The organism is Aeromonas sp. 600886, from assembly GCF_049174935.1.
Taxonomy (GTDB): Bacteria; Pseudomonadota; Gammaproteobacteria; order Enterobacterales; family Aeromonadaceae; genus Aeromonas; species Aeromonas veronii_A.
In genome coordinates, this window is sequence record NZ_JAAKUB010000013.1 from 93634 (window position 1) to 111454 (window position 17821).

A 17821-nucleotide genomic window follows, 5' to 3' on the forward strand; every position below is an offset into this window, starting at 1 on the left:
AGGAGGTGCACATGGAACATTCACCACTGCCGATCATCGATCTGGCTGCCCTCAACGGGGCACCCGACCTGCGTCGCCCTATGCTGGCCCGGCTGGCCGCGGCCGCCCGCGACGTCGGCTTTTTCTATCTGACAGGGCATAGCCTGAGTGACGCCGAGCAGCGAGAGACTCTGGCGCTGGCAGAGCGCTTCTTTGCCCTGCCGGAGCAGGAGAAGCTGGCGGTGCAGATGGTCAACAGCCCCCACTTTCGCGGCTACAACCGGGTCGGTGCCGAGCTGACCCGCCAGAGGCCGGACCTGCGGGAGCAGTTCGATATCATGAACGAGGCGCAAGCCCTGCCTGCGGCCCAGCTCCGTGAACCCTGGCAGCGGCTGATCGGCCCCAACCAGTGGCCAACCGCCCTGCCAGAGATGAAAGCCCATCTGCTGGCGTGGCAGGAGCGGCTGAGCGACATCACCCTCACCCTGCTGGCCGCTTTTGCCGAGGTGCTGGAGCAACCGGCCAACGTGTTTGACGACAGCATCCGCGGCGCCCCCTATCAGCACATGAAGCTCATTCACTACCCGGGGCAAGAGGCGGGCGGCAGCAGTCAGGGGGTTGGCGCCCACAAGGATCCCGGCTACCTGACACTGGTGATGCAGGACAATCATTCGGGGCTTGAGGTCGAGACGGCCAACGGCTGGATCTCCGCGCCCCCCCTGCCGGGTGCGCTGGTGGTCAATATCGGCGAGCTGCTGGAGCTGGCCTCCAACGGCTATCTCAAGGCGACCCTGCATCGGGTGGTAAGCCCGCCGCCCGGCGTCTCGCGCCTCTCCTGCGCCTTCTTTATGGCGGCGCGGCTCGATGCCACCGTGCCACTGCTCAGCCTCTCCCCCAAGCTGGCCGCGCAGGCGCAAGGGCCGGAGAGTGACCCGACCAACCCGCTCTTCTATCAGGTAGGGGAGAACGTACTCAAGGGACGGCTGCGCTCCCACCCGGATGTGGCGGCGCGTCACTATGGGCCGGTGGAACCCGCTCGCCTCCCACGCACTGAAAGCGAAGCGGTACCGGCCTAAGCAGCGCAAAGATCCGCAGGCGGGTATATGCATAAGCCACAAGCAGCATGCACATACCCGCGCAGACAAAAACAACAAGCAACGAACAACAAAACAAGTCATGGCCAGAGCGTAGCCATCACGGAGCAACACGATGAAATTCAAGACCATGAGCGTACACAGCGGCCAGCGGATCGACCCCCAGACCGGCGCCCTCACCACCCCGCTCTACCAGAGCAGCACCTTCAGCTACTTCAACGCCCAAGCGGGCAAGGAGCGCTTTGCTGGTCAAGCCCCCGGCTTTATCTACAGTCGCTTTGGCAACCCCACCACTGCCGAGCTGGAGCAGAAGCTGGCAGCCCTCGAAGGTGCAGATGAGGCGCTGGTGGTGGCGAGCGGCATGGCGGCAGTGAGCGCCATCATGTATGCGCTGGCCGACAGCGGCGATGAGGTAGCCTATATCGGCCCACTCTACGGCGGCACCGATGCCTTCTTGAAGCAGACTTTCAGCCGCGCCGGTATCAAGGTCACCGCCTACGAGAGTGACCGGGATCTGCTGGCCAACATCCGCCACGCCACCAAGGTGGTACTGTTCGAAACCCTGACCAACCCCACCCTCAAGGTGGTGGATCCGCGGCTGGTGGTAGAAGCCGCCCGCAAGGTGGGTGCCATCACAGTGTGTGACAACACCTTCCTCACCCCCTACCTGCTGCGCCCGCTGGAGCTCGGGGTCGATGTGGTGATGCACAGCGGCACCAAATATCTGGGCGGCCACGGCGACATCATCGCCGGGGTGGTGGCAGGCTCTCACGCCCTGATGAAATCGATCCGCACCGTGGCCCTCAAGCATATCGGCTCCCCCATCGGCCCGCAGGAGGCCTACCTGCTGCAGCGCGGGGTCAAAACCCTGCCCCTGCGGATGGATGCCCACCTGCACAATGCCCAGAAAGTGGCCGAGTTTCTGGCCGCCCATCCGGCGGTGAAGAAGGTGATCTACCCGGGGCTTGCCAACCATCCGGGCCATGATGCCCTCGGCGCCTTCGCCAGCGGCTTTGGCGGCATGGTGAGCATTGAACTTGAAGGAGGGTTTGCACGCTGCGCCACCCTGCTCGACAACCTGCAACTGTTTGTGCAGGCGGTAAGTCTGGGCGATTTGGAGAGTCTTGCCTGCCATCCCGCCAGTACCACTCACGCCGCCATGGACGAGGCGAGCCGTCTCGCCGCCGGGGTCAATGACGACCTCATCCGCTTCAGTATCGGGGTGGAAGATGCGGACGACCTGATCGCCGATCTGGCAGCCGCGCTGGCGCAGATCTAACCGGGAGCGAGTTTCTCACTTGCCCGCCAAATTGCTGCGAGTGATAACACCCAGACACAACAACGGCCCATCAAGGGCCGTTGTTGTTTGTCGCGATGTGGAAAATGCGGGATTTACTCCTCCCACACCACCACTTGCGATGAGGGCCAGCGCTCCCCGACATGGGCATATTTTTGCTCCAGCAGGTGACGCTTGATCTTCATGGTGGGGGTCAGCACGCCGTTCTCGATATTCCAGGGTGTCTTCACTACCAGAATGCCGCGAATTTTGGCATGGGATTCCAGCTGATCGTTGACCCGCACCCGCGCCGCTTCCAGTCTGGCGTTGACCTCCTCCCGATTGCCCTTCATGGCACTCTCGGCCAGCTGCACCAGCGCAATGGGCTGCGGCATGCCGTAACCAATCACGCAGAGCTGTTCGATGATGGGTTCCTGCCCCAGCTGCCCCTCGATGGGCACCGGCGCCACATACTTGCCCTTGGCGGTCTTGAACACATCCTTCATCCGGCCGGTGATGGTGAGATAACCCTCCTTGTCCAGCTTGCCCATATCGCCGGTGTGGAGCCACCCCTCGGTATCGATGGCCTCGGCGCTGTGCTCGGGATCCTTGTAGTAACCCAGCATCATCCCTTCGCAGCGGCAGAGGATCTCCCCCTCGTCAGAGATCTTGATGGTCACTCCGATCCCCGCCTTGCCGACGGTGCCGATCTTGTCGGCGCGGAACGGGTAGTTGATGGTGGAGTAGGCGTGGTTCTCGGTCATGCCCCAGGCTTCCGTCACCTTGAGGCCAATGCTCAGATACCACTCAAGCAGCGCAGGGGAGACAGGCGCGGAGCCGCAGCCGAGTACCCGGGCCTGATCCAGTCCCAACCCCTTTTGCAGCTTGCGTTTGATAAGGCCGGAGATAAGCGGGATCTTGAGCAGCAGTTCGAGTTTGTTCTGGGGCAGCTTCTCGTGGATCTTGATGCGGAACATGGCCCACAGCCGCGGCACCGAGATAAAGACGGTGGGACGGCAGCGTTTGACATCTTCGATAAAGGTGTCGAGGGATTCGGGGAACGCGATGGTAGCGCCGCCATAGAGACTGCCGCCATAGATGTAGACCCGCTCGGTAATATGGGCCAGCGGCAGGTAGGAGAAGCCCCGATCGGCCTGGCTCAGGCTCACCGTCTCCACCAGCTTCTCGCACGACCAGGCGTAGCGCTCGACGCTCAGCATGGCCCCTTTCGGCTTGCCGGTACTGCCAGAGGTGTAGACCAGACTCAGCAGGGAGTCAGGGGCCTGCACCGGGCTGTCAGGGATCGGCTCGTGCGCCTCCAGCAGGTCATCCCACTGGTGGCTGGCCGGCATGGTGTCATAAGGGAAGGCGATGCGCAGCAGATCGGCGGGTACGCCAGCCTCCTGACTCTTCCAGTCATCCAGCTTGCCGACGAAGATCGCTTTGGCCTCGCTATGGCGCAGCACATATTCGATGGTATCGACGTTGGCAGTCGGGTAGATGGGCACGCTCACATACTGCCCCATCTGCATCGCCAGATCGGCGATAAACCACTGGGCGCAGTTCTTGGAGAGCAGCGCCACCTTGTCACCGGCCACCAGACCGAGGTGACGCAAGGCCGTCACCATCCGCCGCGCTTCATCGGCCACTTCACCCCAGGTGAAATCGACATATTCGCGGTTGATGGTTTGACGCAGGTAGGTTCGATCAGGACACTGCCGCTCCCAGTGATAGAGCATCTCGAGCGGCAGTTTATTGGCAATGCGTGAGGAGGAGGCCATAGTTTAATCCCTGAAACAAAAGGCGAAACTTATTATTAACCTTTCACTAACTTCAGGGGAAGAATAAACTCAAACTTCAGTTTGAATTGTGTATCCGATCAAGCTTCTGCGTCTTGTTGCAAACGACTCCACATCGCCTGCACCAGTTTTTCATCCTCTTCAGATAGCTCACCCTGCAAGATCGCCTCGTTGAGGCTGCGCAGCACATAGCTCTTGACGTCCCGCACCAGGGTCTTGCCTTCCAGCTCGGCCCGGGCAACGGCCAATGAGATATGACCTCGCAGGTAACCCCCCGCAAACAGCTCATCGTCGGTCGCGGTGGCAACCATGCTGTCGATCAGTCCCAACAACTTGTGCTCAAAATCGTGAATCGTCATGTAACGCAGCCTCATTTGCGGCAAAAAATTCGGGGGTATGGAACCGCAATCCGGTTGATTGCGGCTCTCTGGCGCCAGGCCAGCAGCGTCCTTGGCGTCCTATTCCGGGTTGGCCACCGGGTAGATGACCTGATCCTTGTATCCCGTGGTTATTCGCCGATAACCACGCAACGCCCGGTTTAATTGCGGATCATCGGTGTCCACCAGCAGCGGCCTGCCCGCAAGGGCGGCAAGCTTGGCTTTGGTTGCCAGCACCTGGATATTGTCCAGCCCGACACACCGAATCACCTCAGGACTCAATTGCTGATTTCCGCGCCCGAACAGATGTCCCTGTCCGCCTATCAGGGTAATGATCAGTCGGCAGCGACGGCCGCGGATCCGGGTCAGGATCTCGGCGGCGCTGAGATCCTGCCCGATAAGTCGGCTATTTTCCACCAGATCCACACCGAGCAAAGTATTTTCCAGACCGAGCTCAGCCATACAGGCTGCCACCGTGCTGCCGGAGCCCATCAGATAGAGGGTATCGGGCTCCATCTGCTCCACCACACCGGCTGCGAGATCCGCCAACACCAGCTCTTCGGACTCCTTGCCCCCCTGTTTTACCGCCTGTACGTAACGCAGATCGCCGGGCACCTTCAGCTGGCCGTAGTGGCGGGCCCGCACCTTGCCCACGCGAAACGCCTCCTCGTCGATGTCGCGCACCTCGGCATCGATCAGGCTGAGCAGTTCCCCTGCGATCATCCGCGCTACCACCCGCCCGCTGGCAGCGGGCGTCACCCCGTAGACGCCGGAGTGGATCTTGCACCCCGCCGGAATGCCGAGCACATGGCAAGACTCCCCCACCGCGGCGCAGATATCCCGCGCCGTGCCATCGCCACCGGCAAACAGCAGCAGATCGACCCCGGCTTCGCGCATCAACTCGGCGGCGTGGCGGGTATCATCAGCCGAGGTGCTCTCCCCGACCGGTTGATAGATGACCCGACAGGGCAACCCCAGCTCGCGGGCCACCGCCTCCCCCATCTCTCCCGCCACCGTCAGCAGTTCGAACGGGATGCTCAGCTCGCACAGTGGCAACAGAGCTTGCCGCGCTCGATCTTGTGCTCTGGGCACGGCACCACGAGCAAGCGCCTCATCCACCACGCCGTCACTCCCCTTGAGCCCCACTGCGCCGCCAATCCCGGCGACCGGATTAATAATGAACCCTAATCGAAACATGCCTGCCTCCCTTGCGATGGCCCCCATTTTTATCTTTTCGCCCCTCTGGGACAAGCAGTGGCACCCCTGCTAGAATTCGCATCTTCAATTTTCCAACCAATGTTCAATCAAGGTTCAATCATGCTGGAATGGGTTCTTGATCCCTCCGCCTGGGTCGCTCTCGCTACCCTTACCCTGCTCGAAATCGTGCTGGGCATCGACAACATCATCTTTATCTCCATCCTGGTAGGTCGCCTGCCGGAGGCTCAGCGCCAAAAAGCGCGCATTCTGGGTCTGGGGCTCGCCATGGGCACCCGGATCCTGTTGCTGCTCTCGCTCGCCTGGGTGATGCGTCTCACCGAACCGCTCTTCACCGTGCTGAACGAGGCTATCTCGGGCCGCGATCTCATCCTGCTGCTGGGTGGTCTGTTCCTTATCGGCAAGAGTACCCACGAGATCCACGCCACTCTGGAAGGCGCCGCCGAGCCACAGAGCGTCAGCAAAGCGGCCTCGGGCTTTATCAGCACCCTGATCCAGATCGCCATTCTGGACATAGTGTTCAGCCTGGACTCGGTGATCACCGCGGTCGGCATGGCCGATCACGTGCCGGTGATGGTGCTGGCCATCATGATTGCCGTCTTCATCATGATGTTTGCCGCCAAGTCTATTGGCGATTTCGTCGATGACCACCCCACCATCAAGATGCTGGCCCTCTCCTTCCTCACCCTGGTGGGGTTTGCCCTGATGGCGGAGGGGATGGATCTGCACATACCGAAAGGCTACATCTACTTCGCCATGGCCTTCTCGCTGGTGGTGGAGATGATCAACATCCGCCTGCGCAGCCATCACGACAATAACGGGCAAAATAGCGCGCAGTAACCCTGCCCCCACATGCCCTCGCGACCCCAGCTGTCGCGATCAAAAAGAGCGCCGATCGGGCGCTCTTTTTTATGGGTAACGAAACGATGAAAAGGTTATTGATCGCTGATGACGATGGCAACCCGGCGGTTGGCGGCCCGGCCCTCTCTGGTCTTGTTATCCGCCAGCGGCATGGTCTCGCCACGGCCATGGATCTCCAGATTGGCTGGCTTCATGCCGACCGAGACCAGCACATCGGCCACCGACTGAGCCCGCTTCAGGGAGAGCTGCTGGTTGTAGCTGCTCTCGCCGGTATTGTCGGTGTGGCCATCCACCCGCGCCTTGTCCAACCCTACGCCAAGCAGTGTTTTACCCAGTTTTTCAACGGATTGGCGAGTCTGGGGATTGAGCGCCCCCACGTTGTTGGCAAACAGCACCCGGTTGGCCAGATCCAGCGTCCACCCCTCATCGGTCAGATAAAAGCCTTGCTCCTTGAGCACGGCGATTTGCTCCGGGGTCAACCCTTTGGGCGCGCTCTGGCAACCGGCCAGCAGCGACAACATCAACCCCAGCAGGGTCACTTTCAACAGGTGGGTGATCTTCATGGTTTGCTCCTTGTTTATGTTGTTATTCTTGCCAGTCAGGCGATGGTTTGCTGTTCGCTGCGGCGCGCCCGTTTCGCCAGATACATGGCTGCATCGGCCTGATCACACAGCACGCTGGCACTCATGCCCGCCTGATAGACGGCGAAGCCGACACTCACCTCTGCCACCAGCTGACGACCGTCACGCAGCGCCACCGGTTCGCTCATCGCTTGCTGGATGCGGCCAATCACCTCTTCCACCTCATGCTGTCGCTGGAGTGGGCCAACCAGCACCGCAAACTCGTCACCACCGAGGCGAAACACCAGATCATCCGGACGCAGCTGATGTTGCACCCGTCTTGAGAGCGCGATCAGCACATCGTCACCGGCGTTGTGCCCCAGCGTGTCATTAATTTGCTTGAAACGATCGCAGTCGAGATAGAGCAGCGCAAACCCCTCTTGCTCGCCGAGGGAGATGGCCTGCGCGAGCCGCGCTTCAAACAGGGCGCGATTGGGCAGTCCGGTGAGGGCATCGTGGGTCGCCTGATGGAGCAGGCTGGCATTTTCGCGGGCCTGCTGGGCCTGCCAGGCTTGCAGCTCGTCCAGCAGGGCGTTGAAATCCTCTCCCAGCTCATTGAGCTCGACGATATCGGCCGGTGGCGCCCGCATTCCCAGGGTGCGCTGTCGACGCACCGAGTGGGCGACCTGTGCCAGTTGTCGCAGTGGCGAGGTGATCGCGACCTGCATCCGCCCGGCGACATAGAAGGCGCCCATCACACTCAACACCAGGCAAACCACCATCACCAGCAGCACCGAGAGCAAGAACAGCAACAGATACTCGCCATGACCGCGCAGCTCTATGGTGGCAATCTGCTCACCGCCCCGCAGCATGGGATAGGTGACCGGTCCCGGTAACAGCAGGCGGGCAAGATAATCTTCGACTGTGGCCAGCGGATTGCTGACGGGACGAACCCATTTAGCGAGCTGTTGACCATTGGCCAGCAAGATACTGGCTTCGGCCACCTCTTCCTTGGCAACGATGCCGCTAAGTGCCTCGCTCGCAGCCTCCTCATCGTGGAACACCACCGCAGCCTCGGCGCTGTAGCTGATGGCGCGGGCCACCAGCTCCAGATTGTGATCGGCGTAGAAGCGTACTACCAGCAAAGCAACCAGGGTAAAGAAGAGTCCCGCCACGCTGACGGCCGTGATGGCGGCCACCAGATGGGTTCGCCCCAGGCTCTGACGTAGGGTCGGACGACGGGGATCCGCGCTGACCTGTCGTCTCATGGGACCCCCTTGTCGGCACGGGCCAGCTTGAGCACAGCGGGATGTACTCGTACGCCGCTCAGGGCCAGGGCATCGAGGTTCACTTTAAACCGCACTCGCACGCTGTCCGGCGAGGTCTGCAGGCAGAACACCGAGCTGGTGGAACAGTCGTGGTTGTATTCGCTGATGCTGAGCACTGAATGACCCTGCAAGCGCGCAAACAACGCAATCCGGGTCGGCTCGTCGACGACGCCGAGATAGAGCACATCGCAATTATCACTGATGGCCGGATCACTCGCCTCGTAGCGATTGACCTGCACGGCACGGCCATTGGCCTGACGATCGATGGTAAAGAGGGCTCCGGCATACTCCGTCGGCGCCGCCACACACAGGCGCAGCACCGCAGGCTCGGTGGGCCAGCGAGTGTAACTCAGGATATCGAGCACCAGCTCTCTGACCGCCGTCGCCCGGCTCTCTGCGGCCGTTTCCGCCAGCGCGTGAGGCAACAGCAGACCAAACCCTAACAGCAAGGGCGCCAGGCGAGCGGCGAAACGGGGAGAAAAGAGTAACAGCATGATCGGGAAGTGGCCGCCTTGACAACACCGCTGCAGTGGCATAGCGGTTCGGGTACATGTATCCAGATAGTAAGTTGGTGGACACTGGCCTGACAAGTCTCCCGAAGCCCTCCCGCCCGGAAGCCGTGTAAAGAAAACAGAGAGCCCGTCTGGTGACGGGCTCTCTGTTGGCTGGCATCCGGAACAACTTACTTCTTGCTGATGCCATATTCCCGCAGCTTGTTGGCGATGGCGGTATGCGACACGCCCAGGCGTTTGGCCAGCTGACGGGTCGACGGGAAGGCGGGATAGAGCCGGGCCAGCAGCTGGCTCTCGAAGCGCTTCACCGCATCGTCGAGATTCCCCTCAAACCACTCGTCGATCAGCGGCATGGTATCGGCCGCCACCGGCAGGTCGATCTGCTCAGGCCCCAGCTCATCCCCTTCCAGCAGGGTCATGGCGCGGTAGAGACAGTTGCGCAGCTGACGCACGTTGCCCGGCCAGCGGTAGGCGGTCAGGTAGTCGGCCATGTTGCGGGTAAAGCGCGGACGGGGTCGCTGCAACTCGCTGGCAAAGCGGGAGACAAACTGCTGGGCCAGCACCATGATGTCAGCCTTGCGCTCGCGCAAGGGGGGCAGCGCCAGACTGAGCACGTTGAGACGGTAGTAGAGATCCTCGCGGAAGGTTCCTTCGTGCACCAGATCCAGCAACTGCTTCTGGGTGGTGCAGATGAAACGCACGTTGACCTTCACCTCCTGCTCGTCACCGACCCGGCGGAACACCCCATCCTGCAACACCCGCAGGAACTTGGTCTGCAGATGGGGAGACATGTCGCCGATCTCGTCCAGCATCAGGGTGCCGCCGCTCGCCAGCTCCAGCACGCCGCGCTTGCCCTCGGTGTTGTTGCCAAAGGCGCCGGGGGCATAACCAAACAGCTCGCTCTCGGCCACGTTATCGGGCATGGCGGCGCAGTTGAGGGCCATAAAGGGGTGGCTGGAGCGCAGGCTGGCACCGTGACAGGCACGGGCCAGCAGCTCCTTGCCGGTACCGGTCTCACCGACAATCAGCAGCGGCGCGTCCTGCATCGCCAGTTTTCGCGCTTGCGACAGTACCTCTTTCATCTTGGGGCTCTCGGCCTGCAGATGCTCGAAGCCCCCCACTTCCACCGCATGAAGCGCGCTGAAGTGCAGGCCGACCCGACGGGCAGATTTGAGCACCACCACGGCACCGGCCAGCGCCTGCTTGCCGCGGGCTTCTGCCACGAACAGCGGCATCAGATCTGCCAGATACTCTTCGCCATTGAAACTGAGCTTGCAGGTCTGCGGCTTGATCTCGCTCGCCTCCAGCCAGCGGGTGAAGGAGAAACCCTTAACCAGCGAACCGAGCGCCACGCCGCGCACCTCCTCCACCGGCAAGCCGAGGGTGGTGAGGGCCGACTGGTTGGCCTGGGTCACCTTGCCCTTGCTGTCGAGGGAGAAGACCAGATCCGGCAGCGCCTTGAGCAGCGCCTCGATTTCGTGGTGCTCTCGCTCGGAAGGCATGTAGGGGATGGTCTTTACGTCGTAGACGCCGGGAATGCGGCGGATCTCCGGCATCAGGTGCTGAAAATCACTGAACTCCAGCTCGGGAAAGTTGAGATAGATGATGCCTGAGGTATCGATTTCGATGCCGCGCAGATCGATATTGTGCTCCACCAGGCGGTCGAGCAGTTCCCGGGTCAGGCCCAGGCGGTCTTCACAGCTGACTTCAAGACGCATTCGGGACACACTTCCTAGCTAACTCTATGAATGAGCGGATAATACAGTCTCGATCCCCCCAGTGCGAGCGCCAGCCCATAAAAATGCGGGCCCGCCCCGCTTTCGCAGGCAGGCCCGGGTCAACCGATGACGCTGGTGTGGGGCGCCATTACCGGAGCAACTGATCGGTACGCGCCGCCATGATGAAGTCGTTACGATGCAAGCCGCCGATCTTGTGGGTCCACCAGCTGACGGTCACCTTACCCCACTCGGTCAGAATGGCCGGATGGTGGAACTCCGCCTCCGCCAGCTCGCCCAGGCGGTTGGTAAAGGCCAGCGCCTCCTTGAAGTTGCGAAACGTAAATTCCCGCCGCAGTTGCAGCGCCCCCTCCTCCACCAGCGGCTGCCAGTCGGGAATAAGCTGCATCAGCTCACGCAGCTCCTCATCGCTCACCTTGGGGGCATCGGCGCGACACGCTTCACACTGTTGGCTGGCCAGTTCGGACATGGGTTACTCCTGCTTGAATTAATGAAAAATTAATGAAAATGAAATAGGGTTGTTTGCTTTTGGTCAGCTCGCCTGTTTGCCAGCGGGAACCTCAAAACATGGCGGATAGAGGCCAAGCCGACTGGCCTCCGCCAGAGCAGCCATGATCTCCTCCCCGGTCAGCTGGTAGAGATGATCGAGACTCGGCAGCACAAAATAGGTGGGCTGCATGATGTCGATGCGATACGGGGTGCGCAGCACAGTCAGTAGATCGAAGGGTTGCAGCAGCGGTTTGCCACAGAGGGCATAGGCGGTCTCGCCGATGGAGGAGAGAATACCGCCGCCGTAGATACGTAGCCCGTCCGGCGTTGCCAAGAGGCCAAACTCCACGGTGAACCAGTAGAGACGGGCCAGAAAGACCCGCTGCTCCTTGCTCGCCTGCTGGCCAAGCTGGCCATAGAGGTGGGTGAAGTGGGCAAAGGCCGGATTGGTCAGCATGGCGCAGTGGCCAAAGATCTCGTGAAAGATATCGGGCTCTTGCAGGTAGTCGAGCTCGTCCCGGCGCCGGATAAAGGTCGCCACCGGAAACTGGCGATTGGCCAGCAGGGCGAAGAAGCGATCGAACGAGATAAGCGCGGGCACCGCCGCCACCGACCAGCCGGTCGCAGGCTGCAAGACGGCGTTGATCTCGGCCAGCTGGGGGATGCGATCACGGGGCAGCCCCAGTCTGTCGAGACCGGCCAGATATTCGTTACACCCCTTGCCATCGAGGGCGGCGAACTGGCGTTCGATCAGGATCTGCCAGGTGCCATGCTCCTCGTTGCTGTAGTGGATTACCCCGTCAGCATCCGGCTGGTGGGCGGTGTAGAAGGTTGCCATAGCGGTTCCATCCTCTGGCGCCACATCAAGGCGCCTTGCCGTTTCATCACGGTTTCACTGTAACGAAATGGCAACAAAAAAAGCAGCCGACCCATGAGTCGGCTGCCTGAAACAGTTGTAAATAAATTGTGACAACCCGCTAACCAATCCCCACTACAGCTTGACCATGATATGGCGCGGCACCGTGTAATCCTCCAGCGCATAGAGGGAGAGATCCTTGCCGTAGCCCGACATCTTCATGCCGCCGTGGGGCATCTCGGAGGTGAGCATGAAGTGGGTATTGATCCAGGTGCAACCATATTGCAGGTGGCTGGCCACCTTGCTGGCGAGGCTCAGATCTTTGGTCCAGACCGACGAGGCGAGGCCATAGTCCGAGTCGTTGGCCCACTGCACCACCTGCTCGGCATCGTTGAAACGGGTCACCGACACCACGGGGCCAAACACCTCGCGGCGCACGATCTCATCCTCCTGCCGGGCCCCGACAATCAGGGTCGGCTCGAAGAAGAAGCCGTTGCCGGGACGGATCTTGCCCCCCGCCGTCACCTCCACATGACCGCTGCTCTGGGCCCGCTCGACAAAGCTGGCGACCCGGTTGCGCTGTCTGTCCGAGATAAGCGGCCCCATCTCCACCCCCTCCTCGTACTGGCTTCCCACCTTGATGGAGGCCACCGCATCGGTCATGGCGGCGACGAACTTGTCGTAGATCTTGCCCTGGGCATAGATACGGCAGGCGGCGGTGCAATCCTGGCCTGCGTTGTAGAAACCGAAGGTGCGAATGCCTGCCACCACCGCCTCCAGATCCGCATCGTCGAAGATGATCACCGGCGCCTTGCCCCCCAGTTCAAGGTGGGTGCGTTTCATGGTGCGGGCGGCGCTTTGCAGGATCTTCTGGCCGGTGGCGATATCGCCGGTGAGCGACACCATCCGCACCAGCGGGTGCTCCACCAGCGGCGCCCCTACACTCTCGCCCCGCCCGCAGATGACGTTGATAACGCCGCGGGGGAAGATCTCGCTGGCCAGCTCCGCCAAACGCAGCGCGGTGAGCGGGGTCTGTTCGGAGGGTTTGAGCACCACCGTATTGCCCGCCGCCAGCACCGGCGCCATCTTCCAGGCCGCCATCATCAGCGGGTAGTTCCAGGGGGCGATACTGCCCACAACACCTATGGGATCACGGCGGATCATGCTGGTGTGCCCCTCGAGATACTCCCCCGCCAGCGGCCCTTGCAGGCAGCGGGCCGCCCCGGCAAAGAAGCGGAAGCAGTCCACCACCGCGGGCAGCTCGTCGTTGAGCACAGCCAGATAGGGTTTGCCGCAGTTGAGGGATTCCAGCGCCGCAAACTCCTCGGCGTGGCGCTCGACGAGATCCGCCAGACGCAGCAGCAGGTTGCTGCGGCTTGCCGGGGTGGTGCGGCTCCACTGGGCGAAGGCGCGCTGGGCACCGTTCACCGCCCGGTTCACCTGTTCGAACGAGGCTTCGGGCACGGCGGCGATCTGTTCGCCGTTAGCCGGGTTGAGAATGGGTTCGGCCTGCCCCTCGCCGGTCACAAACTGGCCATCAATCAAGAGTTGGGTTGAGAGTTTCATGGTTGCATCCTTGCGCACGCGTTGAATCATCATTTGCCACTGCCAGCAACATCATGGGTGTCGCGAGTGAGGTAGTAGGCAAGCAAAATGGGGATAGTGGTGAAGGCCACTATGATGAGGGCCACCACGTTGGTGACCGGCCTGTCTCGGGGACGGATCAGCTCCTGATACATCCAGATGGGCAGCGTGGTCTGCTGGCCCGCCGTGAAGGTAGTAACGATCACTTCGTCAAAACTCAGGGCAAAGGCCAGCATGCCCCCCGCCAGCAGCGCCGTGGCCAGATTGGGCAGGATCACGTAGCGCAGGGTCTGGAAGCCGTCGGCCCCGAGATCCATCGACGCCTCGATGAGGCTCTGGTTGGTGCGGCGAAAACGGGCCAGCGCATTGTTGTAGACCACCACCACACAGAAGGTGGCGTGGCCGATAACGATGGTCCAGAAGCTGAACGGGATCTCCATCAGGCCGTAAGCCGAGCGTAGCGCGATACCGGTGACGATACCGGGCAGCGCAATGGGCAGCACCAGCAAGAGCGACACCACCTCCTGACCGAAGAAGCGGCTGCGGGCAATGGCCCCTGCCGCCAAGGTGCCGAGGATCATGGCCGCCAGCGTCGCCAGCCCCGCTACCTCCAGTGACAGCTGGATGGCACGCCACACATCGGGACGATTGAGGGTCACCTCGAACCACTTGAGGGTGAGCCCGGGGGGCGGAAACTGGTAACTCTTGCTCTCGCTGGTGAAGGCGTAGAGGAAGATAAACAGAATGGGAAAGTGCAGGAACAGAAGGCCACCGATGGCGGCGTACTTGAGCAGACCCGAAGGGTGCTCTCCCTGACGGCTCACTGAGCTAGCTGACATGAAGGCCTCCTTGCTGCCTGTTCAAATCGATAGGGTCAAAGCGCATCAAAAGCCCCCAGTCGTTTCGCAATCGCCAGATAGATGGCGATGATAAGGATCGGCACCAGCGAGAAGGCGGCGGCAAAGGGCAGATTGCCCGCCGTTCCCTGCTGCATGTAGACCACCTGACCGATATACATGGTCGAGTTGCCGATGATGCCGGGGATGATGTAATCACCGAGGGTCAGCGAGAAGGTGAAAATGGAGCCCGCCACCACACCTGGCAACGCCAGCGGCAGGATCAGGTTGCGAAAGGTCTGGGCGGGTGTCGCCCCCAGATCGCTGCTCGCCTCCAAAAGGGATCGCGGAATACGCTCCACCGCCGCCTGAATGGGCAGGATCATGAAGGGCAGCCAGACATAGACGAACACGATAAAGGTGCCGAGCCGCGAGAAGGAGAGCGACGGGCCACCTATCACCGGCAGGGAGAGGATGGCATCGAGCAACCACTCCAGCCCCATGCTGTCGGCCAGCCAGCTCAACACCCCCTCTTTGGCCAAGATCAGCTTCCAGGCATAGACCCGCACCAGATAGCTGGACCAGAGCGGCAGCATGATCCCCACATAGAACAGCGCCCGGGTCTTGCCACTGGTGTAGCGCGCCATGTAGTAGGCAACCGGAAAACCGAGCAGGGCGCAGGCCAGGGTCACCAGCAGCGACATGCCGACGGTGCGGCCGATCACATCCAGATTCTCCGGTCGCAGCAGGGCGACGAAGTTTTGCAGCCCCAGCTCGTGGCGTACCTGACCGCTGAACTCGTCCAGCCCGAACAGGGAGTTGGAGAGCAGCATCAGCAAGGAGCCGACATAGATGATGCCGAGCCACAGCAGCGGCGGCCCCAGCAGGATCGCCAGCAGCAGGCCGGGTCGACCATAGAGCAGGGTCGAGAGGCGCCGCAGCGGCCTGAAACGGGCAGGTTCGGGCTGATGGTTCATGGCAAGACTCGCACTGTGAGGGGCACTCATGGCTGCGCCCCCTGATGGGCGCCGCTCAGGCGGTGGATGGCCTGCTCCGGCCAGCTGAGGCTGACCCTGCTGCCACGGGCCAGACGGGCCTGCCCCTCATTGGGGTGATTGACGATGATCTCGAGCTGCTCCCCGAGATCAACCCGATAACGGACGAAGGGGCCCAGATACTCCACCTCGCGGATCTCCCCCGACCAGCCCGGCGCGCCCGCCTCACCGAGCCGGATCCGCTCCGGGCGCACCATCATCTGGCTGCCGTCACCGCACAGCCGTCTGGCCTGCTCCCCTTCGAACAGATTGACGGTACCGACGAAGCGGGCCACAAACGGCGTTGCCGGAGCGTCGTAGATAGTATCGGGCGCAGCGATCTGCTCAATCTTGCCCTGACTGAAGATGCAGATCCGGTCGCTCATGGAGAGCGCCTCCTGCTGATCGTGGGTGACGAAGATAAAGGTGATGCCCAGCTGGCGTTGCAGCGCCTTGAGCTCAAGCTGCATCTGCTCGCGCAGCTTGAGATCGAGGGCCCCCAGCGGCTCGTCCAGCAGCAGGATGCGTGGCTGGTTGATAAGCGCCCGGGCGATGGCGATGCGCTGGCGCTGGCCGCCGGAGAGCTGGCTTGGGCGGCGCTTGCCGACCCCGGGTAGTCGCACCAGCTCCAGCATCTCGTCCACCTTGCGGTAACGCTCCGCCTTGGCGACCCCCTTGAGCATCAGGCCATAGCCGATGTTGTCGCGCACATCCATGTTGGGAAACAGGGCATAGTCCTGAAACACGGTGTTGAGGTTGCGATCATAGGGCGGCACGGTGGAGCAGGGTTCGCCAAACAGGCGGATCTCTCCGTCACTCGGGTACTCGAAGCCCGCGATCATCCGCAGGCAGGTGGTCTTGCCGGAACCGCTCGGCCCCAGCAGGGTAAAGAATTCCCCTGAGGGGATCTGGAAAGAGATGTCGTCGACCGCCTTCACCTCGCCATAGTGGCGACTGACCCGGTCAAATTGTACGGCGTTCATGGGGCGTCCTTGTCTGTGCTGGGATGGGCCGGACTCCTGTCCGGCCCGCTTGATTATCCGCTCTCTGCAGTCGTGCAGAGGAGGCGCAGCTCCCCTGCCGTTGGCAAGGTGGCAGTGGTTCCGACCACCTTGCTCACCCCGCCTCAGCGACCGCCCAGAATGGCGATATAGTCGGAAACCCAGCGGTAATAGGGCACGCAAGTTCCCTGGCTCTTGCACTGGGAGACCGGAGTGCGCCAGAAGCGAACCCGATCGAAGTTGTCGATACCGTTGGTTTTGCACCCGGTCGGGCCCAGCAGGGCATTGCCCTCACAGGCGGCAGGTACCACAGGCACCGAGCCAAACCAGGCGGCGAGATCCCCCTGCAGCTTGTTGCTCAGGGAGTGCTCCAGCCACTTGTAAGCGCAGGTGAGGTTCTTGGCATCGCTGTGCACCATGCTGGTATCGGCCCAACCGGTCACTCCCTCTTTCGGCACAGTGGTGGCGATGGGTTGCTTGTCGGCAATCAGGGCATTGGCCTGGAACGGCCAGGAGCCTGACGCGACCACCCCTTCGTTCTTGAAGTCATCGATTTGAACGAAAGCATCATGCCAGTAGCGTCCCACCAGCTGGCGCTGCTTGCGCAGCAGATCGAGGGAGGCCTTGTACTGATCCTCGTTCAGCTCGTAAGGATCCTTGATACCCAGGGCAGGCTGATGGGTCATCAGATAGAGGGCGGCATCGGCGATGTGGATCGGGCCGTCAAAGGCCTGCACCCGCCCCTTGTTGGACTTGCCATCCGCCAGGGTCTGCTCCTCGAACACCACGTTCCAGGAGTCCGGTGCCTTGGGGAACACCTTGGTGTTGTACATCAGGATATTGCCGCCCCACTGGTAGGGCACGCCGTAGTGCTTGCCATCCACAGTGTGCCAGGGGGCATTTTGCAGCCGGGGATCAATCTTGCTGTAGCTCGGGATGAGCGCCAGATTGAGCGCCTGCACCTTGCCACCGGCAATCAGACGCAGACTGGCATCGCCGGAGGCGGTCACCAGATCGAAGCCCCCCTCGTTCATCAAGGCCACCATCTCGTCCGAGGTGGCCGCCGTCTTGACGCTCACCTTGCAACCGGTCTCTTTCTCGAATCCGGTCACCCAGTCGTAGTTCTTGTCGGTCTCGCCACGCTCAACGTAGCCAGCCCAGGCCACGATATAGAGCTGGCCTTCACCCTTGCCGAGCTCGGTCGGGGCAGCCTGGGTCTGGCCTGCCAGCAGCGCCGGAACAAGAGCCAGCATCAGAGGGGTCAATTTCATCATGCACTCCTTG

At 61.7% G+C, this 17821-nt stretch carries 17 protein-coding genes; 3 read left to right on the forward strand and 14 right to left on the reverse strand.

Going from position 1 to position 17821, the window contains the following annotated elements; genetic code table 11:
- Positions 1 to 11 precede the first annotated feature (11 nt).
- Both G5179_RS11935 and G5179_RS11940 read left to right on the forward strand, forming a co-directional pair.
- Positions 12 to 1055 carry an isopenicillin N synthase family dioxygenase gene (locus G5179_RS11935; protein ID WP_421258439.1) on the forward strand — a complete coding sequence of 348 codons (1044 nt, stop codon included), beginning with the start codon at positions 12 to 14 and terminating at the stop codon, positions 1053 to 1055.
- A gap of 133 nt (positions 1056 to 1188) precedes the next feature.
- Positions 1189 to 2352: a trans-sulfuration enzyme family protein gene (locus G5179_RS11940; protein ID WP_421258440.1), complete on the forward strand. Its 1164-nt coding sequence runs from the start codon at positions 1189 to 1191 to the stop codon at positions 2350 to 2352.
- Between the two features lie 113 nt (positions 2353 to 2465).
- Here G5179_RS11940 and G5179_RS11945 read toward each other — a convergent pair whose 3' ends face one another.
- The 3 genes from G5179_RS11945 to G5179_RS11955 all read right to left on the reverse strand — a co-directional run bounded on the left by G5179_RS11945 (position 2466) and on the right by G5179_RS11955 (position 5722).
- Positions 2466 to 4130, reverse strand: a complete 1665-nt coding sequence (locus tag G5179_RS11945; RefSeq protein ID WP_265783859.1) for an AMP-binding protein — start codon at positions 4128 to 4130, stop codon at positions 2466 to 2468.
- Positions 4131 to 4228: 98 nt separating this feature from the next.
- The gene (locus G5179_RS11950) at positions 4229 to 4507 is read right to left on the reverse strand and encodes a YfcL family protein (RefSeq protein ID WP_005333639.1); all 279 of its coding nucleotides are present in this window, start codon (positions 4505 to 4507) and stop codon (positions 4229 to 4231) included.
- Between the two features lie 99 nt (positions 4508 to 4606).
- Complete coding sequence (locus tag G5179_RS11955; RefSeq protein ID WP_265783860.1) at positions 4607 to 5722, reverse strand: ATP-NAD kinase family protein; 1116 nt, start codon at positions 5720 to 5722, stop codon at positions 4607 to 4609.
- A 120-nt stretch (positions 5723 to 5842) separates the two neighbouring features.
- Between G5179_RS11955 and G5179_RS11960 the strand changes: the two genes are divergently transcribed.
- Positions 5843 to 6580, forward strand: coding sequence for a TerC family protein (locus tag G5179_RS11960; RefSeq protein WP_421258441.1), 738 nt, complete (start codon positions 5843 to 5845; stop codon positions 6578 to 6580).
- Positions 6581 to 6675: 95 nt separating this feature from the next.
- Here G5179_RS11960 and G5179_RS11965 read toward each other — a convergent pair whose 3' ends face one another.
- The 11 genes from G5179_RS11965 to G5179_RS12015 form a co-directional block, all read right to left on the reverse strand.
- Positions 6676 to 7164, reverse strand: a complete 489-nt coding sequence (locus G5179_RS11965) for an OmpA family protein (protein ID WP_005333642.1) — start codon at positions 7162 to 7164, stop codon at positions 6676 to 6678.
- 35 nt (positions 7165 to 7199) lie between these two features.
- Complete coding sequence (locus G5179_RS11970; RefSeq protein ID WP_216953441.1) at positions 7200 to 8429, reverse strand: diguanylate cyclase domain-containing protein; 1230 nt, start codon at positions 8427 to 8429, stop codon at positions 7200 to 7202.
- Positions 8426 to 8983 (reverse strand): YfiR family protein, encoded by a 558-nt coding sequence (locus tag G5179_RS11975; protein WP_245097587.1) that lies wholly within the window; start codon positions 8981 to 8983, stop codon positions 8426 to 8428. The genes G5179_RS11970 and G5179_RS11975 overlap by 4 nt, the downstream gene beginning before the upstream one ends.
- Positions 8984 to 9171: 188 nt before the next feature.
- Positions 9172 to 10719 carry a transcriptional regulator TyrR gene (gene tyrR, locus G5179_RS11980; RefSeq protein WP_005333656.1) on the reverse strand — a complete coding sequence of 516 codons (1548 nt, stop codon included), beginning with the start codon at positions 10717 to 10719 and terminating at the stop codon, positions 9172 to 9174.
- Between the two features lie 148 nt (positions 10720 to 10867).
- Complete coding sequence (locus tag G5179_RS11985; protein WP_042052889.1) at positions 10868 to 11206, reverse strand: 4a-hydroxytetrahydrobiopterin dehydratase; 339 nt, start codon at positions 11204 to 11206, stop codon at positions 10868 to 10870.
- A gap of 63 nt (positions 11207 to 11269) precedes the next feature.
- Complete coding sequence (phhA, locus tag G5179_RS11990) at positions 11270 to 12064, reverse strand: phenylalanine 4-monooxygenase (protein WP_421258442.1); 795 nt, start codon at positions 12062 to 12064, stop codon at positions 11270 to 11272.
- 153 nt (positions 12065 to 12217) lie between these two features.
- Complete coding sequence (locus G5179_RS11995) at positions 12218 to 13648, reverse strand: gamma-aminobutyraldehyde dehydrogenase (RefSeq protein WP_040069353.1); 1431 nt, start codon at positions 13646 to 13648, stop codon at positions 12218 to 12220.
- Between the two features lie 29 nt (positions 13649 to 13677).
- The gene (locus tag G5179_RS12000) at positions 13678 to 14505 is read right to left on the reverse strand and encodes an ABC transporter permease (protein WP_421258443.1); all 828 of its coding nucleotides are present in this window, start codon (positions 14503 to 14505) and stop codon (positions 13678 to 13680) included.
- Between the two features lie 35 nt (positions 14506 to 14540).
- The gene (locus G5179_RS12005) at positions 14541 to 15509 is read right to left on the reverse strand and encodes an ABC transporter permease (protein ID WP_236267855.1); all 969 of its coding nucleotides are present in this window, start codon (positions 15507 to 15509) and stop codon (positions 14541 to 14543) included.
- Entirely contained in the window at positions 15506 to 16519 is a 1014-nt protein-coding gene (locus G5179_RS12010) for an ABC transporter ATP-binding protein (RefSeq protein WP_040069348.1), read from the reverse strand. Before G5179_RS12010 ends, G5179_RS12005 begins: the two co-directional genes overlap by 4 nt.
- Positions 16520 to 16662: 143 nt before the next feature.
- Positions 16663 to 17808, reverse strand: coding sequence for an ABC transporter substrate-binding protein (locus tag G5179_RS12015; protein ID WP_368209480.1), 1146 nt, complete (start codon positions 17806 to 17808; stop codon positions 16663 to 16665).
- Positions 17809 to 17821: the final 13 nt, after the last annotated feature.

Coding starts and splice junctions, on each gene's coding strand:
- G5179_RS12000 (WP_421258443.1), bottom strand. CDS start 14,505: ATGTCAGCTAGCTCAGTGAGCCGTCAGGGAGAGCACCCTTCGGGTCTG.
- G5179_RS11940 (WP_421258440.1), top strand. CDS start 1,189: ATGAAATTCAAGACCATGAGCGTACACAGCGGCCAGCGGATCGACCCC.
- G5179_RS12010 (WP_040069348.1), bottom strand. CDS start 16,519: ATGAACGCCGTACAATTTGACCGGGTCAGTCGCCACTATGGCGAGGTG.
- G5179_RS11945 (WP_265783859.1), bottom strand. CDS start 4,130: ATGGCCTCCTCCTCACGCATTGCCAATAAACTGCCGCTCGAGATGCTC.
- phhA (WP_421258442.1), bottom strand. CDS start 12,064: ATGGCAACCTTCTACACCGCCCACCAGCCGGATGCTGACGGGGTAATC.
- G5179_RS11965 (WP_005333642.1), bottom strand. CDS start 7,164: ATGAAGATCACCCACCTGTTGAAAGTGACCCTGCTGGGGTTGATGTTG.
- G5179_RS12015 (WP_368209480.1), bottom strand. CDS start 17,808: ATGAAATTGACCCCTCTGATGCTGGCTCTTGTTCCGGCGCTGCTGGCA.
- G5179_RS11985 (WP_042052889.1), bottom strand. CDS start 11,206: ATGTCCGAACTGGCCAGCCAACAGTGTGAAGCGTGTCGCGCCGATGCC.
- tyrR (WP_005333656.1), bottom strand. CDS start 10,719: ATGCGTCTTGAAGTCAGCTGTGAAGACCGCCTGGGCCTGACCCGGGAA.
- G5179_RS11975 (WP_245097587.1), bottom strand. CDS start 8,983: ATGCTGTTACTCTTTTCTCCCCGTTTCGCCGCTCGCCTGGCGCCCTTG.
- G5179_RS11935 (WP_421258439.1), top strand. CDS start 12: ATGGAACATTCACCACTGCCGATCATCGATCTGGCTGCCCTCAACGGG.
- G5179_RS11995 (WP_040069353.1), bottom strand. CDS start 13,648: ATGAAACTCTCAACCCAACTCTTGATTGATGGCCAGTTTGTGACCGGC.
- G5179_RS12005 (WP_236267855.1), bottom strand. CDS start 15,509: ATGAGTGCCCCTCACAGTGCGAGTCTTGCCATGAACCATCAGCCCGAA.
- G5179_RS11970 (WP_216953441.1), bottom strand. CDS start 8,429: ATGAGACGACAGGTCAGCGCGGATCCCCGTCGTCCGACCCTACGTCAG.
- G5179_RS11955 (WP_265783860.1), bottom strand. CDS start 5,722: ATGTTTCGATTAGGGTTCATTATTAATCCGGTCGCCGGGATTGGCGGC.
- G5179_RS11960 (WP_421258441.1), top strand. CDS start 5,843: ATGCTGGAATGGGTTCTTGATCCCTCCGCCTGGGTCGCTCTCGCTACC.
- G5179_RS11950 (WP_005333639.1), bottom strand. CDS start 4,507: ATGACGATTCACGATTTTGAGCACAAGTTGTTGGGACTGATCGACAGC.